This is a genomic window from Curtobacterium sp. AC273, assembly GCF_979253735.1.
Genome location: NZ_CEEDDU010000005.1, coordinates 276,074 through 291,814 on the forward strand (window position 1 = coordinate 276,074; position 15,741 = coordinate 291,814).

20 protein-coding genes and 1 pseudogene are annotated in these 15,741 nt (G+C 73.0%); 6 read left to right on the top strand and 15 right to left on the bottom strand.

The features are described from left to right. Positions 1-25: 25 nt before the first annotated feature. Positions 26-763, bottom strand: coding sequence for an SDR family oxidoreductase (locus tag ACZ8AI_RS08595; RefSeq protein WP_464857921.1), 738 nt, complete (start codon positions 761-763; stop codon positions 26-28). A gap of 63 nt (positions 764-826) precedes the next feature. Here ACZ8AI_RS08595 and ACZ8AI_RS08600 point away from each other — a divergent pair, with 63 nt between their 5' ends. Then, complete coding sequence (locus ACZ8AI_RS08600; RefSeq protein ID WP_464857922.1) at positions 827-1,375, top strand: TetR/AcrR family transcriptional regulator; 549 nt, start codon at positions 827-829, stop codon at positions 1,373-1,375. A gap of 302 nt (positions 1,376-1,677) precedes the next feature. Here the strand turns inward: ACZ8AI_RS08600 and ACZ8AI_RS08605 are convergent, their stop codons facing one another. After that, a complete protein-coding gene (locus ACZ8AI_RS08605; RefSeq protein WP_464857923.1) occupies positions 1,678-2,172 on the bottom strand; it encodes an N-acetyltransferase family protein in 495 nt (164 codons plus the stop codon). 28 nt (positions 2,173-2,200) lie between these two features. Further along, entirely contained in the window at positions 2,201-3,106 is a 906-nt protein-coding gene (locus tag ACZ8AI_RS08610) for a LysR substrate-binding domain-containing protein (protein WP_464857924.1), read from the bottom strand. A 69-nt stretch (positions 3,107-3,175) separates the two neighbouring features. On the opposite strand from ACZ8AI_RS08610, the gene ACZ8AI_RS08615 reads away from it, so the two are divergent. After that, positions 3,176-4,336 carry a TDT family transporter gene (locus ACZ8AI_RS08615; RefSeq protein WP_464857925.1) on the top strand — a complete coding sequence of 387 codons (1,161 nt, stop codon included), beginning with the start codon at positions 3,176-3,178 and terminating at the stop codon, positions 4,334-4,336. 23 nt (positions 4,337-4,359) lie between these two features. On the opposite strand, the gene ACZ8AI_RS08620 is transcribed toward ACZ8AI_RS08615, so the two are convergent. The 6 genes and pseudogenes from ACZ8AI_RS08620 to ACZ8AI_RS08645 form a co-directional block, all read right to left on the bottom strand. Then, positions 4,360-4,896 carry a hypothetical protein gene (locus ACZ8AI_RS08620; RefSeq protein ID WP_071291301.1) on the bottom strand — a complete coding sequence of 179 codons (537 nt, stop codon included), beginning with the start codon at positions 4,894-4,896 and terminating at the stop codon, positions 4,360-4,362. After that, a complete protein-coding gene (locus ACZ8AI_RS08625; protein WP_464857926.1) occupies positions 4,893-6,221 on the bottom strand; it encodes a DUF58 domain-containing protein in 1,329 nt (442 codons plus the stop codon). The genes ACZ8AI_RS08620 and ACZ8AI_RS08625 overlap by 4 nt, the downstream gene beginning before the upstream one ends. Then, positions 6,218-7,224: pseudogene (locus ACZ8AI_RS08630) on the bottom strand (AAA family ATPase). Before ACZ8AI_RS08630 ends, ACZ8AI_RS08625 begins: the two are co-directional and overlap by 4 nt. Before the next feature lie 29 nt (positions 7,225-7,253). Beyond that, a complete protein-coding gene (locus ACZ8AI_RS08635; protein ID WP_464857927.1) occupies positions 7,254-7,748 on the bottom strand; it encodes a hypothetical protein in 495 nt (164 codons plus the stop codon). Beyond that, positions 7,745-8,479, bottom strand: coding sequence for a DUF4129 domain-containing protein (locus ACZ8AI_RS08640; protein WP_464857928.1), 735 nt, complete (start codon positions 8,477-8,479; stop codon positions 7,745-7,747). Before ACZ8AI_RS08640 ends, ACZ8AI_RS08635 begins: the two co-directional genes overlap by 4 nt. 54 nt (positions 8,480-8,533) lie before the next feature. Next, the gene (locus tag ACZ8AI_RS08645; protein WP_464857929.1) at positions 8,534-9,049 is read right to left on the bottom strand and encodes a hypothetical protein; all 516 of its coding nucleotides are present in this window, start codon (positions 9,047-9,049) and stop codon (positions 8,534-8,536) included. 159 nt (positions 9,050-9,208) lie between these two features. Between ACZ8AI_RS08645 and pnuC the strand changes: the two genes are divergently transcribed. From pnuC to ACZ8AI_RS08665, 4 genes are all read left to right on the top strand, one after another. Then, positions 9,209-9,874, top strand: a complete 666-nt coding sequence (gene pnuC, locus ACZ8AI_RS08650) for a nicotinamide riboside transporter PnuC (RefSeq protein WP_464857930.1) — start codon at positions 9,209-9,211, stop codon at positions 9,872-9,874. Positions 9,875-9,966: 92 nt separating this feature from the next. Further along, positions 9,967-10,599 carry a hypothetical protein gene (locus ACZ8AI_RS08655; RefSeq protein WP_464857931.1) on the top strand — a complete coding sequence of 211 codons (633 nt, stop codon included), beginning with the start codon at positions 9,967-9,969 and terminating at the stop codon, positions 10,597-10,599. Positions 10,600-10,679: 80 nt separating this feature from the next. Continuing rightward, positions 10,680-11,114, top strand: coding sequence for a chemotaxis protein CheY (locus ACZ8AI_RS08660; protein WP_464857932.1), 435 nt, complete (start codon positions 10,680-10,682; stop codon positions 11,112-11,114). Next, positions 11,111-11,419, top strand: coding sequence for a winged helix-turn-helix domain-containing protein (locus ACZ8AI_RS08665; RefSeq protein WP_464857933.1), 309 nt, complete (start codon positions 11,111-11,113; stop codon positions 11,417-11,419). Before ACZ8AI_RS08660 ends, ACZ8AI_RS08665 begins: the two co-directional genes overlap by 4 nt. 38 nt (positions 11,420-11,457) lie before the next feature. Here the strand turns inward: ACZ8AI_RS08665 and ACZ8AI_RS08670 are convergent, their stop codons facing one another. From ACZ8AI_RS08670 to ACZ8AI_RS08695, 6 genes are all read right to left on the bottom strand, one after another. After that, positions 11,458-12,471, bottom strand: a complete 1,014-nt coding sequence (locus tag ACZ8AI_RS08670) for an ABC transporter permease (RefSeq protein WP_464857934.1) — start codon at positions 12,469-12,471, stop codon at positions 11,458-11,460. A gap of 55 nt (positions 12,472-12,526) precedes the next feature. Then, positions 12,527-12,679, bottom strand: coding sequence for a hypothetical protein (locus ACZ8AI_RS08675; protein WP_464857935.1), 153 nt, complete (start codon positions 12,677-12,679; stop codon positions 12,527-12,529). After that, positions 12,676-13,596, bottom strand: a complete 921-nt coding sequence (locus ACZ8AI_RS08680) for an ABC transporter ATP-binding protein (protein ID WP_464857936.1) — start codon at positions 13,594-13,596, stop codon at positions 12,676-12,678. The genes ACZ8AI_RS08675 and ACZ8AI_RS08680 overlap by 4 nt, the downstream gene beginning before the upstream one ends. Before the next feature lie 78 nt (positions 13,597-13,674). Further along, a complete protein-coding gene (locus ACZ8AI_RS08685) occupies positions 13,675-14,055 on the bottom strand; it encodes a hypothetical protein (protein ID WP_071291313.1) in 381 nt (126 codons plus the stop codon). Next, positions 14,052-14,957, bottom strand: a complete 906-nt coding sequence (locus tag ACZ8AI_RS08690; RefSeq protein ID WP_464857937.1) for a serine hydrolase domain-containing protein — start codon at positions 14,955-14,957, stop codon at positions 14,052-14,054. Before ACZ8AI_RS08690 ends, ACZ8AI_RS08685 begins: the two co-directional genes overlap by 4 nt. A 175-nt stretch (positions 14,958-15,132) precedes the next feature. Then, positions 15,133-15,657, bottom strand: a complete 525-nt coding sequence (locus ACZ8AI_RS08695; protein WP_464857938.1) for an ArsR/SmtB family transcription factor — start codon at positions 15,655-15,657, stop codon at positions 15,133-15,135. Between the last annotated feature and the right edge of the window lie 84 nt (positions 15,658-15,741).

Sequence of the window (15,741 nt, forward strand, 5' to 3'; positions counted from 1 at the left end):
ACGAACCCGTGCGGGTGCGGTGGCGTCAGCGCTGCGCCGTCGGCCGGACGATCACCTCGCCGACGTCGACCCCCGCGGGCTGCGCGATCGCGTATGCCACCGCGGCGGCCACGGCGTCGGCGGGCATGGCGATCGCGTCCCGCTGCGCCTCCAGCAGTGCGCGCTGTTCGAGGTCGTCGGTCTTCGTGACGCCCTCGGTCGCGGTGAACCCCGGCGAGACGACGGTGACGCGCAGGCCGGTGCCGCTCTCCTGACGCAGTGCTTCGCTGAGCACCCGGACCGCCGTCTTGGTCGCTGCGTACACGCCCTGGGCCGGCACGATGCGGTGCGCGGACGTCGACGCCGTGTGGACGAAGTGGCCGGATCCCTGCTCGTGGAACACCGGCAGTGCTGCCGCGATCCCGTTGAGCACCCCGACCAGGTTGACGTCGACCATCTGCTGCCATCCGTCCACGTCGAGCGCGTCGAACGGCGACACCGCCATGGAGCCGGCGTTCTGGTGGAGCACGTCGAGGCGACCGAAGCGCGACCGGGCCGATGCGACCAACGCGTGCAGCGCCTCCCGGCTGCGCACGTCGGTCTCGACCGCGATCGCCTCGCCACCCGTCTCGGTGATGCGCTCGACGACGGACGCGAGCCGCTCGACGCGACGCGCGGCGAGGACGACGCTCGCGCCGCGCGCCGCCAGGTGCAGCGCAGTCGCCTCGCCGATGCCGCTCGATGCGCCGGTGATCGCGACGACCTTCCCCTGGATCCCCTCCATGGTGTTCCCTTCCGCTAGTCTGAAACGGACACACGTCCGATTCGTCGAGAGGTTACCGAACACTTGTCCGTTTCACCACCACCCCGTCGCGCCGACGCCGCGCGGAACCGCGCCCGCCTCGTCGACGTCGCCCGGGCGGCGCTCGCCACCGACCCGGAGGCGACGTTGCAGTCGATCGCGCGGCTGGCCGGCGTCGGCCAGGGCACGATCTACCGTCACTTCCCCAGCCGGGAGGCGCTGCTCGCCGAGGTCTACCGCGAGGACTTCCAAGCACTGGTCGCGTCCGCACGCGCGCTCGCAGCGGGTCGCGACAGCGGGCGCGCTGCGGTCCTGGCTCGACGAGCTCGCCGCGTTCGGGTACCAGAAGCACGCGCTGGCCGAGGTGCTCGACGCCGCCACGCGGCAGGAACTACACGACGAGCAGTACGACGAGATCGTCGACGCGATCGGGGCGCTGCTCGGTGCCGGAGTCCGCGCGGGGAGCTCCGGTCCGACGTCGGTCCGGCCGACCTGCTGGCACTGGTCGCGTTCCTCTGGCAGCTCGGGTCGTCAGCGGCGGGGCGGGTGCCGCACCTGCTGGACCTGGTGGTGGACGGGCTCCGCGCCTCCTGACCGACGGAGTCGCCACTTCTTCCCCGAAGGAGTGCGCCATCGTGTCGCCCCGTTCCTCGTCCTCCACCGAACGTCTGCCCGCCGGTGACGCCCTCCTCGTCTCGTCGACGCCTGGATCGCCCTCGCCGGGCTGTCGGCCGTGTTCCTCTTCGAGATGCTCGACAACTCCGTGCTCAACGTCGCCCTGCCGACGATCGGCCGCGAACTCGGGTCGTCGACGACGGGCCTGCAATGGGTATCGGCCGGACGGGTCCCGTGGCCTGCGGCTACGCGATCCACGGTGGCCTCCTCGGCTCCGTCGTTCAGCGGACGAGTCGTACCGTCGCCGAGATCGGACCGAAGCTCGAGGTCGCGCCGTCCGGTGCGAAGCCGTTCCGCCGGTAGAAGGCGTGGGCACGGGGGTTGTCGGCCGCGACCCAGAGCGACGCCGGACGTGTTCCGAGCACGGCGTCCAGCAGCGCTTGGCCGGCTCCACTCCCGTGCGCACGGGCGAGCACGTAGAGCATCGTGAGTTCCTCGGGGCGGACGGCGCCGGGCTCGTCGGTGGCCTGGACAGCGGCGAACCCGACGATGCCCGTCTCGTCCGCTGCGACCACCGTTCCGAAGGTCGCCTGCTCGAGGTTCGACCGCCACATCGCGATCCGCCGTTCGACGTCGAACCACGGATCGGTGTCCGGATCGTCCACGAAGCGGCCGTACGTCTCGCGCCAGGAACCGGCGTGGACGCGTGCGATCCCCTCGGCGTCGTCGAGGGTCGCCGGTCGGACCCCCACGGCGGCTGCGTCGCGCTCTGTCATGTCCCGACCGTACCGGTGGGTCCGCGGGTCATCGGCTCGTGCGCGCGACCTCCAGCAGCGTCGACGCGAGCGGCGTGCGGTCGCCCGCCCAGATCGCACGGAGCGGCCGGACCAGTGGTGCCCCCGCGAGCGGGATCCGGACGAGGGCACCCGAGGCGAGGTCCGCGTCGACAGTCCGGACACTCATCACCGCCGGCGCGATCCCCGCACGGGCGTTCGCCCGGACGATCCCGGTCGTCTCGAGCACCGCCGCCGGGACCGCGGGCGTCGCCCCTGCCTCCCGGAACCACGCCTCGATGGTCGCTCGGGTCCCGGAGCCCTCTTCGCGGAGCAGCAGCGGCGTCGCGGCCAGCTGTTCGACGTCGATGCTCGTGGCACCGCTCCAGGGGTGTCCCGGTGCGACGACCACGACCAGCTCGTCTTCCGTGATGACGACCGAGGACACCCCCGCGGGCTCCGCCGGCATCTCGACGAACCCGATGTGCGCGACGCCGGTCCGGACGAGCTCGGTGACCGTGGTGGAGTTCCCGGCGACGAGCCGCACGGTGACGTCGGGTTCGCGGCGCTGGAACTCGATGAGCCAGCCCGGCAGCAACAGCTCGGCGATCGTCTGGGAAGCAGCGATCACGAGTGCGCCGGTCGGTTGCTGCAACGCCGCCAGGCCGGCCGCGAACCGGCGCGACGCATCCAGCACGGGCCCCGCCAGGCCGAGCAGCAGACGCCCGGTCTCCGTCATCGTGGAGCCGGACGACGAACGGTGGACCAGGGGCTGACCGACCGCGCGCTCCGCCAGGGCGAGTCGCGCCGAGACGGCCTGCTGGGTGACACCGAGCGCCTCCGCCGCGCGGGAGAGGGAGCCGGCCTCGGCGATGCGTTCGAGCACCTCCAACGTGTCGAGGTCCAGGGTCCGGTCCGTCAGTCGCCGCGTCGCCACAACGAGCCATTGTGCCCCGCCAACCAGACCGCCGTTCCGCGGACCGCCGCAGATGCGCAGGCTGATCACATGTCCGTTGCGATCGCTCCCACGCCCGATCCCCTCGAGCACCGCGGGGGCCGCCCGAGACGGCTGTTCCGAGAACTGGAGCGTCCGGGGCAGATCGTGTCGAACCTGACGCCGAACTGGTTCGCGTCGATCATGGGCACGGGCATCGTCGCGGTCGCCGCCGCGTCGCTGCCGGTGCAGTTCCCGGGCCTGCGCACCGGCGCGACCGTCGTCTGGGCGATCGCCGCGGTCCTGCTGGTCGCACTCACGATCGCGACCGGCCTGCACTGGCTGCGCTCCCGGGACGTCGCCGCACGGCACCACCTGAACCCGGTGATCTCGCACTTCTACGGCGCCCCACCGATGGCGAGCCTCACGGTCGGCGCGGGCACGCTCCTCCTGGGCAGGGACTGGATCGGCCTGCCGGCCGCCGTGACCGTCGACTGGGTGCTGTGGACCGTCGGGACGATCGGCGGCCTGGTCACGGCCGTCGTCGTGCCGTACCTCGCGTTCACCCGGCACGAGAACGGGCCGGACTCCGCGTTCGGCGGCTGGTTGATGCCGATCGTGCCACCGATGGTGTCCGCGTCCACCGGTGCGCTCCTGTTGCCGTACGCGCCCGCCGGGCAGGTGCGGGCGACGCTCCTGTGGGGCTGCTACGCCTGTTTCGGCCTGAGCCTGATCACGTCCCTCGTCGTGATCACCCTGATCTGGAACCGGCTCGTCCGCCACTCGATCGGCAGCGCCGGCATGGTGCCGACGTTGTGGATCGTCCTCGGACCCGTCGGGCAGTCGATCACGGCCGTGAACCTGCTGGCGTCGAACGCGCCGACCGCTGTCGACGCCGACACCGCGCGTGCGCTGATGGGCGTGGCGCTCGTGTACGGCTTCGCGATGCTCGGCTTCGCGCTCCTCTGGACCGTTCTCGCCCTCGCCGTCACCGTCCGGACGGCCCGGCAGCACCTGCCGTTCAGCCTCACGTGGTGGTCCTTCACGTTCCCCGTCGGCACCTGCGTCACCGGGCTCAACGGGCTCGCCCTGCACTCGGGCCTCACCGCCGTCTCCGGCCTTGCCGTCGTGTACTACACCGGGCTCGTGGCAGCGTGGATCACCGTGGCGATCCGCACGTTCCACGGCTCCGTGATCCGCGGCAACCTGCTCGCACCGCCGCAGTCGACCTGAGCAGCACGACCACCGCCCACGGTTCAGCGGTCGGCGTCGTCCCCGGTGCGCAGCAGCGTCGGCACGAACAGGCCGAGCGCGAGTGCGAGGAGCGCGACCGCGCCGGCGACCGCGAGCCAGACGCCCCCGACCGGCCCCGCGTCGCCGAACCGCGCGACCACGATGAACGCGACCGCCTGGGTGCCGACCTGCACCGCGACGAACCGCAGCGCCGAGGGCAGGAGCGCTCGGAGCTGCACGCGGGCGGTCATCGGTGTCCACGCCCAGAGCAGGCTCGTCGCGAGCACGAGGTGCGTGGTGAGGAGGAGCACGGGGAGGTCCGTCCCGCCGAGCCCTGCGATCGCGAGCTGCACCACGAGCAGGGCGGCGAACGGTCCACGGGGCAGCACCGCGGCGGCCACGGCGAGGAGGGCCGCGACGACGAGCCAACCGCTCGCACCGATGACGACGATCGACCCGACGAGCCCCGCGACCAGGCCGAGCGCACCGATCGTCCACGCCGGGACCGCCGCGCCGATCGACGGCGCTCCGGTCCGCGTCGCTCGCGAACCGAGCCTCATCCGGCCCGCCGCGGGCGGCCGAGGAGCCGGAGCTGCACGGCGGGGGAGCCGTCGTCGCCGGTCTGCCAGTGGATCTGCTCGACACCGGTGGCGGCCATCTCGGCGAGCCGGTCCTCGCGTTCGAGGGCGACGAGCCGGAACGCCGTGCGCTCGTGCTTGCTCGCCCGGCGCAGGTCCGGTGTCGGCAGCACGTCCACCGCGACGACCCGGTGGCCGGTGGCGGCCCACGTCATCGCCATCGAGGCGGCCTGGTCGTCGAGGAACGTCGACAGGACCACCACGAGCGACGCGGCCGGCACGAGGGGCATCCGCGCCGCCTCGGTCGCATCGCCGGTCGGGGTCACCGAGGCGATCGTCGACCGGAGCCGTTCGAGGTGCCGTGTGCCGCCGCCGGGTTCGACCGAACGCGCGGTACCGGCCAGGGCGCGGAAGCCGACCCGGTCGCCGGCGGCGACGTACGCGGTCGCCAGGGACACGGCGGCCTCGCGCGCGAGGTCGAGCGACGTCGCCTCGTGCACGGGGCGACGGGAGCCGCCCCACTCCGTGACGTCGGAGCCGAGGTCGTCGCGGCCGTCCACGACGAGGACGACGAGCGCGTCCGCGGTGGCGAAGGTCCGCCGGACGTAGAGGTCCCCGGGGCGTTCGGCGCGTCGTGCGGTGCGCCGCCAGTCGATCCGCCGGAGCCGGTCACCGGGCGCGAACAGGGCGACGTCGCGGAACTCACCACCGTCACCCGGTCGGGCCGAGTCGTGCGCACCGGTGATCCCGGTCACGCGCCGCGGCATCGGCAGGTGCTGCATGCGGAGGTGCGGCGGCGGGACGACCGCCTCGCGCACGGGGCCGGCCGCGGGCACCGACACCGCGGTGCCGCCCCGACCGAGGAGGGAGACGTGCGTCCGCAGGATCTCCTGGGGTCCGGAGTGCGAGACCGGCACGGTCCCGGTGAGCCCCGCCGCCGCCCGGCGATCGACCACGACGACGTGCCGACGGTCACCCGCGACGCGGAGCTCGAGGGCGACGGCCTCGGCGGACGGCGGCAGTGCGACCTCCGTCCGGTAGCCGACCCCGCGGCCCGAGTCGGACGGGGCGAGTGTCGTCACCACGCGGACGCGTTCCCCGCCGAGCCGTGGACGCGCACCGAACCCGGCGGCCACGAGTGCCGGCAGCGCCACGACGGCGAGCTCGGGGCGCCCGGTGACGAGTGCGAGACCGGCGAGGAACACGCCGCCGGCGAGCCCGAACACGAGCGCCGGGTTGCGCGCCCACACCGGCGTGGTGTCGGGCCCGGGCGCGAGGCGGGCGGGAGGCGGGTCGGGAACGCTCACCGCGCCTCCCGGTCGACCACACCGGACGCGACCGCCGTGGCGGAAGTACCCCGGCCGACCACCGGCGGCCCCGGCACCTGCGCGACGATGCCCCGGACGATCCCCGCGGGGTCCACCCCGTTCGCCCACGCCTGCGGCGTCAGCGAGATCCGGTGCGCCAGCACCGCGACCGCGGTGAGCTTGACGTCCTCCGGCGTGACGAAGTCCCGCCCGTCCATCACCGCGCGGGCGCGGCCGACGAGCATCAGCGCCTGCGCTCCGCGCGGCGACGCTCCGACCTGCACGTCGCGATGGGATCGCGTCGCGCTCGCCAGGTCGACGCAGTACATGGCGATGTCGTCGTCGACGTGCACGCCCTCGACGCTCGCCTGCATGCGGAGCATCTCGGACGCGCTGACCACGGCCGGGACCTCCGCGACCTCGCGTCGCCGACCGATCCGGTTGAGGAGCACCCGGTGCTCGCCCTCGCGGGTCGGGTAGCCGACGGAGAGCCGCACCATGAACCGGTCCAGCTGGGCCTCCGGCAGCGCGTAGGTCCCCTCGTACTCGATCGGGTTCGACGTCGCGATGACGTGGAACGGTCGCGGGAGCGGAACCCCTCGCCCTCGACCGTGACCTGCCCTTCGGCCATCGCCTCGAGCAGCGCGGACTGCGTCTTCGGCGACGTCCGGTTGATCTCGTCGGCGAGGAACATCCCGGTGAAGACGGGACCCGGCCGGAAGACGAACTCGGCGGTCGCGGGGGCGTAGACGAACGACCCGGTGATGTCGGCGGGCAGCAGGTCCGGGGTGCACTGGAGCCGACGGAAGTCGAGTCCGCACGCCGCGGCGAGGCTCCGCGCTGCGAGGGTCTTCCCGAGCCCCGGGACGTCCTCGAAGAGCACGTGGCCGCCGGCGAGGATGCTCGCGAACGCCAGCGCGAGCGGTTCGCGCATCCCGACGACGACGGCGCCGACCGCGTCGAGGACGTCACGAGCTCGCGCGGCGACCTCAGCGATCGGCATCGGGGCCTCGGTCTCGGGCTGTGTCACGGTCACGGATGCCTCTCGGTCGCGGTGCGGTCGGTGGGGGGTGCGAGCGCCTCGACGGCGGTGAGGACGGCTCCGAACGCGGTGAGGTCGAGTTCGGGCCGCCGTTCGCTCCGCAGCACGGCGACGACGTCCGGCGGCAGGAGCGCCTCGATCGCGGCGCGGTCGCCCGGGTCGTCCAGGTCGAGTCGGTGCAGCAGCCGGAGACGGTGCCGCGCGACCGCGCGGGCGCGGCCGAGCGCGCGCTCCGGCACGCCGCCGCGGGACCGGAGCGCCCAGGCGGTCTCGGACAGGCCGCGCCGGGCGCCGGGTGCGGATCGGACGGGAGGCACGGGCCAGGTCAGCGACGGACCGTCGCGGATCGCGGTCCACGTCAGACCCACCGCGGCGACCACGCCGCCGACGGCGAGGGACAGCGGGACGCCGACGCCGAAGAACCAGACGACGGCGGACGCGATGACGGCGAGCACGACGACGCCGGCGGCGGCGCGGGGGTTCACGATCGACCCGTCGGGGCGACGGCCCACTGCCGCTCCAGCGTCCGCAGTGCGGCACGGACCGCGTCGACGTCCGCCTCGGTGGCCGGGACGCCGCCGAACCGCACCGCGAGGTAGCAGCGGCGGAGGGTGCCGAGGGCGGTCTCGTCGACGTCGAGCTGCTGGAGGATGCGCGTGGTGAACTCGGTCGGGGTCTCTGCGGAGCCGCGGCGGAACCCGGCGTCCTCGGCAGACTCCTGCAGACCGAGCCACGCTGCCGTGACGGCGTCCGACGGATCGCGGCGTTCCGACAGCACCGCGAGCGCGCGACCGAGCCCGCGGCGGATGTGCTGCAGCCCGACCTCGACCGAGGGGTCCGTGGTCACGTCGACCGCGAGTCCGGCGACGTCGATCCGTTCCGGGCGGACCCGACGGCGCCGGTGCCGGAGGACGTACAGCACCGCGAGGACGGCGAGCGTGACGAGGACGACCACCGCGACGACGAGGAGCCACGTCGTGTCGACGTGCTGGGCGGCCTGAGCGCCGAGCGGTTGTGGACCGGCGGTGGCCGGAGCGGAGGCGTCGTCCGGTGCCGGCGGCGCCGTGGCCGGGTCGACGGTCGGGGACCACCGTGCTCCGGTCAGGACGGGACGTGCGCCGAGGCCGGCCGCGACGACGACGAGACCGCCGAGTGCGAACACGATGACCGGAACGAGCAGGGGGCCGCCACGATGGGGACCGTCGTCGTTCGCCATGGGGCCACGGTACCCCGCGGTGGCCGCATCTCGCGGCGACGGCGGTCGGTGGCCTCAGTCCGTCGCACCCCTCGGCGGATCGACCAGGAGCCCGACCCGGTCGACCAGGTACTCCTCGAGCGGCACCGCAGCGCCGGCCGTGGGGGACCACCGCACCAGGGGGACGTCGCCCTCGACGAAGAGCACCCCGTCCGACCCGACCAGCGACTCGTCGAGGGGGATCGGTGTCGCGCCGTGGTTCACGGTGTCGCCCGGCTCGAAGTGCCCCTTCGCCGCCGCCGCCCGGTACGCCCGGCGCACCTCGGCGGACACGGACACGAACTGCGACCGCCCGGCCTCGGTCACCCGGGTGATCCGTCCGGTGGCCCAGACCCGCCCACCGGTCTCCACCGTCGAGCCGATCAGCAACGCGCCGACCCGCCACACCCGGCCGAGCGACCGGATCGTGGGCTCGCGCCGGATGCCGAGCACGGCCTTCGGCTCGACGTACTCGCCGAGTGCCTCGTCGGCGACGTCGGCGGCACGGAGCGTCCGTGCCGCGTCGTCGAGCAGCGACCTGGCTCGTTCCACCCCGTCCGTCACGTCACCCGAGCGTAGTGTCGGCGGTCGTCGCGTGGTCACCGCCGGTGGGGGCGGTGCGGCGGTGCGCATCTGGCCTGGAGGCACGGTGCCCGCCCGGAATACCGGCCCACCCCATGCAGTTGCATCGACCGGAACGAGGAGGACCCCATGGGGATCGTGCGGTGGTTGTTCGACGCGCAGCTCGTCATCGGTGACCAGACGGTGCTCTGGCGCGAGGTGATCGGCAACGTGTTCGGCCTGCTCAGCGCGCTCGGCGGGATGCGCCGCAAGGTGTGGGCGTGGCCGGTCGGCATCGTCGGCAACGCGCTGCTCTTCACCGTCTTCATGGGCGCGCTCTTCGACACCCCGAACCCGGTGAACCTGCTCGGCCAGGCCGGCCGGCAGGTGATGTTCATCATCGTCAGCATCTACGGCTGGTACCGGTGGACGCACCGACCCGACGACGCGACGACCGTGATCGAGCCGCGCTGGGCCTCCTGGAAGACCCGCGGACTGCTGGTCCTCGCCCTGGTGGGCGGCACCGCGGTGCTGACCCCGGTCTTCCGTGCCCTCGGCTCCTACGAGCCGGTGTGGAGCGACGCCTGGATCTTCGTCGGCTCGCTGCTGGCCACGTACGGCATGGCGAAGGGGTGGGTCGAGTTCTGGCTCATCTGGGTCGCCGTCGACCTGGTCGGCGTCCCCCTGCTGTTCTCGGCGGGCTACTACGCCTCGGGCTTGATGTACGTCGTCTACGGGGTGTTCACCCTGACCGGGTTCTTCGTCTGGATGCAGCAGCGCACGAAGCCGTCGTCGGCGCCCGTCACGGTCGGCTGACCGGGGGCGGGGTCCGCGCGGATCATCCGCAGAACGCAACGGCCCCCGGTCGGGGAGCAGACAGAAGCCCGTCCGTCCGCTGGGATGGTCGGATGGACCACGAGCAGGGCGAGCGCATCGAGGACGAACAGTCCATCGCCGAGCGCATCGTCCGCGGAGCAATCCGCGCCTACCGCCTGCACCCCTTCGACGCCGTGGACGCATCGGTGGTCGCCGAGGTCGCGGGCGTCGGGCTCGAGGTGGTCGAGCGGCTCTTCCCGACCTGGGACGCGCTGCTGCTCGTGACGTACGACCGGTGGACGCAGCTCCGCGGGACCCGCCGGAAGAACCCGCCGAGCTGCACGATCGCGTTCGTCCGGATGACCCTCGCCGAGGACGTCGCCGACCTGGGTCTCGTGCGGGTGCTCGCCGGCGTGATCACGATCGCCGCTGCCGACACCCGCTTCGCCGAGCTGTTCCGGAAACGCTTCGAGGAGTACGTCGCGCAGCTCGAGACCGGCATCCAACGGGACGTCGACGCCGGGAACGAACGCCTCGCGATCCCCGCCTACCAGGCGGCGACGCAGCTCCTCGCCCTGTACGAGGGCCTGCAGATCCAGATGCTGGTCCGGCCGCACCTCGACGTGCTGGTGGAGTACGACCGCGCCGTCCGGACCCTCCGCCAGGGCTGGCGTGAGCGTGAGGTCCCGGCCTGGGACCTCGACGAGGTCGTCCTGACGAGCTGATCCATCCTGCTGGATTCTCTGGAAAGTACTTGCCAATGCGGAAAGTACTTGCCAGACTGTTGTCAACGAGAGGGGACACCATGGACCAGACCGCAGGACGACCGCGACCCGCCGAGGCGGCGGAGTTGCTCGAACGAGCCGACCGGATCAGCCGACGGGCGCACGACGCCGTCCGCTGGCCGTACGTCACCTTCATCACCGCGCTCGGCGTCTCGACCGCGCTCGGCACGCTCGGGATGGGACTCACGACCGGCGATGCCTTCGCGGCCGTCTACGTCGGGACCCTCGCGACCCTGTTCGCGTTGCTGCTCTTCTTCGCGATCAGCATCCGTGGGCGGTCGGCGTTCGCGCGGAGTCGGCGGTGGACCGTCTACATCGCGAGCTGGACGGTGACCTACTGTGCGGCGATCGCGGTCGTCGCCTGGGTGCACGGATCGGTGCTGTGGTCCGGCGTGACGTCCGGCGCCGTGCTGGTCGTGGCGCTCGCGTGTGCCGCGTGGGAGTCGCGCTCGTGACGACCACCGACCGGACCCATCCGCGCCACGAACTCGACGACCTGCTGCAGCATCCGGTGCGCTTCTCGGTGGTCGCAGCGCTGACCCGGGCGGGGACCCTCGGCTTCCGCGAGGTCCGTGACGCCGTCGAGGTCAGCGACTCCGTCCTCAGCAAGCAGGTCTCCCTGCTCGAGGCCGCCGGGTACGTGTCGGTGGGCAAGGCCTTCGTCGGGAAGACACCGCGCACGTCGATCACGCTGACGAAGCAGGGACGGTCGGTGTGGGACGCGCACCTCGACGCCCTCCGGCGGATCGCCGGCAGCTGACGCCTCACCGCGCTGGTGGCCGACGCCTCACCGCGCGGTCAGCGCGCGCGGGTCCGCCGCCACGACGCGATCTGGCGCAGCGTCACCTTCGAGCCGTACTGGGCGACCGAGTGCCGGAACAGGTACTCCGCGAACCACAGCAGCAGCCCGGCGACGACGAACACCTCGACGATGCACACCACCGACTCGGTCACGCTGAGGGAACCGACGGCGTTCCGCACCATCGCGGTGATCGGCGTGAACGTCGGGAAGTACGTGAAGAACCCGGCGATCGGCGACGTCGGCGTCGTCATCACGAAGAACGCCGCGTAGATCGGGATGATCAGCGCGAAGATCGCCGCGGACTGCAACGCCGAGGCGTCCTTGATCGACGGCACGGCGGCGCCGACGGCCACGAAGAGCCCGGACGCCAGCAGCACACCGCCGATCAGCAGCAGCGCCCCGACGGTCATCCGCCACGGGTCGATCACGAGGCCACCCAGGCGCGAGGCGATGAGCGGCAGGAGCGCCACCAGGCCGACGAGCCCGGGGATCACGAACACCCCGACCTGGACGAACCCGACGAGCAGCATGGCGATGACCTTGCCGCGGATGAGGTCGCCGGCGGTGACCGTGGTGAGGATCATCTCGGAGATCCGGTTCTCCTTCTCCTCGACGACCACGGTCACCATCCGCGCTGCGAGCAGGATGACGAGCCCGAAGAACGCGGCGACGAAGACGAACGGCGGCACGATCGACAGCCACCCCGGCGCGACCTTGCCGTCGGCGTAGGTGGTGAGGTCGGTGTCCGGCGGCGTCCGCAGCAGGTGGACGGTCTCGGGGTCGTCGACCGTCGACGCGACGCTCTGCTCGAGGACCTGCGTGGCGAGGGACGAGTAGCCGCCGTTGCCGAACAGGCCGCGGTCGGCGGCCTCGACCCGGATCGGCGTGGTCGACGGCGACTCGGGGAAGGTGATGAAGGCGTCGAGCCGGCCGTCGCGCACCGCCGCACGGTCGGCTGCCGGGTCACTGGACGGTGATCCGCCCCACTTGTGCGCGACCCGCTCGGACACCAGGCCGGAGTCGTCGACGTAGTGGAAGGGGTCCGTGCCGCCGAGGAGCTCGACATCACCGAGTCGGTGCCGGCGGCCTGCCCGACGCCGACGAGCAGCGAGACGACCACGATGACGACGGGTAGCGCGAGCGTGCCGATCCAGAACGCGCGGGCTTCTTCACCGCACGGACGAACTCGAACCGGACGACGGTCCCGAGGCGGCTCACGCGGCCACCCCGGCGTCGGCGTCGTGCCCGTAGACCTGCACGAAGATCTCGTCGAGGGGGATGCGGCGCATCTCGAACGCGGTGACGTGGACGCCGGCGGCGACGAGCGTCGCGAGGATGTCCGACCCGTCGGCCGCGGCGGCCTCGGTCGGGACGAGGTAGGCGACGTGCCCCTCGTGGCGGGCGAGCCGGTAGAGCGGGGAGCGCGGGACGGTGCCGTCGAGGCCGACCCGGGCCACCGCGCCGCCGAAGGCGTCCTGCACGTCGGGGATGGTGCCGTAGGCGGCCGCGGCGCCGTCCTTGAGCAGCAGGATCCGGTCGCAGAGCCGTTCGACCTCGTCCATGTGGTGCGTGACGAGGATGACGGTCGCACCGTCGGCCTTCCGCTCGTCGACCAGGTCGAGCAGCAGCCGACGGTTCACCGGGTCGAGGCCCTTCGTCGGTTCGTCGAGGATGAGCAGTCGCGGGCGGTCCATGATCGTGATGCCGAGCTGCACCTTCTGCTGCTGGCCGCCGGAGAGCTTGTCGACCCGGAGCTTCGCGCGGTCGGCGAGACCGACCCGGGCGAGGTAGTCCATGCTCCACGCCGTGGCCTCGGGACCACGGAGCCCCCGCAGTCGCCCGAAGTAGGACATCACGTCGATCACGGATTCCTTGCGGTAGAGCCCGCGTTCCTCCGGCAGGTAGCCGATGCCGCCAGTGGCGGGCCTGTAAGGGTGCCCGTCGATCGTGAGCGTGCCGGCCGTCGGGGTCGTGATGCCGAGCAGGGCGCGGATCGTGGTGGTCTTGCCGGAACCGTTGCTGCCGAGCAGGCCGAAGGTCTCGCCGGGGGCGATGTCGAACGACAGGCCGTCGACCACGTTCCGGTCGCCGAAGCGCATGACGAAGTCCTGCACGGTGATCCTCGCCCCGGTCATCCTCGCCCCTCTCGACGTGCCGACACTACCGGGACCGCCTGACGGCCCGTCGGTCGGCTGAGCAGCGTGGGCCGTCGGTCAGAGGACCAGCGCGGCCACCGCTCCGAACAGCACGGTGAGGCCGATCCCGACACCGTCGCGGACCGGACCACCGCGGCGGTGCGGGTCCCGCCACGGCAGGTCCGGCCACCGCAGCGCGATCCCGACGGCGCACGCCGCTGCCACCCCGGTGAGCACCCACCACACTGCGGACAGCGCGCCGTCCCAGTCACCGAGCTGCCGGGCGACGACGAGGATCGCGGCGGCTCCGACCGCGCCGGACAGCACGACGAGCCGGTCCTGCGCGCCCGCGCGGCGCGGTACCGGACCACGGAGGCCCCGGAAACCGGCCAGCGCGACCCCGGCCGGTGCGACGAGGCCGATGACCGAGACGACGACGAGCACCCACCCGGCGTTCACGCGGCGACCTCCGCCAGCAGCCGGATGCCGACCTGGTCCACCGTGGCGGCGACGTCCGACGCGACGAACACCCCGGTGCGCGAGTGACGGTCCATCGCGAGCATGGTGGCGTACCCGCCGGTCCCGCCGTTGTGCCAGGTCACCGTGCGACCGCGGAACCGGTCCGTGAACCAGGCGAGTCCGATGCGGCTGCCGTCGCCGGCGTCGAAGCGCGGCTCGAGCAGGTCGTCGGCGGCGACGCCGGGCAGCGCGTCGTCGAGGAGCGCGCGGAGGTACCGGGACATGTCGCTCGCCGTCGAGCGGACCCCGCCGGCCGGCGCCCAGCCCGCCATCGTCCACGGGTCTGCGGGTCGTCCGGCCGCGGTCCGTCCACGTGGGGCTCCGGGAGCGAGGCCCGCCGGGCTGAGCGGGGTGGTGGTCGACCCCATGCCGAGCGGTTCGAGCAGGTGGGTCCGGAGCAGCTCGTCCCACCGGGTGTCGGCCGCCGTCGCGAGCGCCTGCCCGAGCAGGGCGACGCCGAGGTTCGAGTAGGACACCTCGCCGCGGTCGGTCGCGCCGGCGGAGCGGGCCGCGGCGACCACGTCGGCGGGACCGTCGGCCTGGTACGGGTCGGAACGCAGGAAGTTCGACAGGACCATCCGGCCAACGGCAGCCGGTCGAGGGTCCAACCGGGGGAGTCCGGACCGGTGGCTGGCGAGCTCGAGCAGGCTGTACTCGCCCGCGCCGACGTCGAGGTGGTCGGCCACCCGGTCGTCGAGGGAGACCACCCCGAGGGCGTCGAGTCGGGCGAGGAGGAACGCGGTCGTGGTCTTCGTGACGGACCCGATCTCGACCTCGGTGTGCCGGTCGGCGCCGAGCCCGGCGAACCGCGTGTCGTCGGGTCCCACCACCGTCGCCGTCACGTTCCCGACGGTGGTGCCGGCGCAGATCGCAGCCAGCCGGTCGGCGAGCTCCGGGTCTCCGGTCCGGAGGCGCCGGCACGCGGCGGCCGCGGGCGTCCGAGCGCGCCGAGTCCGAGGACCGCGGCACCCGCGGCAGCCGCCGTGACCGCCGTCCGACGGCGGACCGGCCGCGCGGTCACGGGGTCCTCCCGCCGGCCAGGACGGTTGCGAGCAGGGGGGACGAGACGCTCCGGCGGGACGGCGTAGTGGCCCCGCGTGGTCTGCCGCACCCACCCGGCTGCCGCAGCAGCCCGAGGTGGTGGTACACCTGCCCGGTGCTGCCGACGTCGGGGAGGTCGCGCAGCTCGGCCACCGAGGCGGGCCGGTCGGCGAGTGCCTGCAGGAGTCGCAGCCGGACCGGGTGTCCGAGGGCGGAGAGGGACGTCGCCACGGTACCGGCCGACCAGTCGTCGGTGAACAGGTCGGTCGCGGTGGCGCCGTACTGCCACCGCACGGGGCCGCCGACCGTCGGGACGCTGCCGGTGTAGAGCACGCCGCCGGTGTCGCCGAGGCGCGCCTCGAGCCCGGTCAGCGCCCAGAAGGCGTCCGCATCCGCGTCGGACGGCGGGTCGATGTCGGGGGTGGGGTGTTCGAGCAGCGCCGCTTCCAGCGCCGCGACCCGCTCCCGCAGGTCGGTGATCGCTGCCTCGGTGTCCGTCATGATTCGATCCTACGGATTTCCGGAATCATCGCAACGGTCGGGAACGAGACCGCCTGACGGACTGGAGGCGCGGTGCCTGCCTGC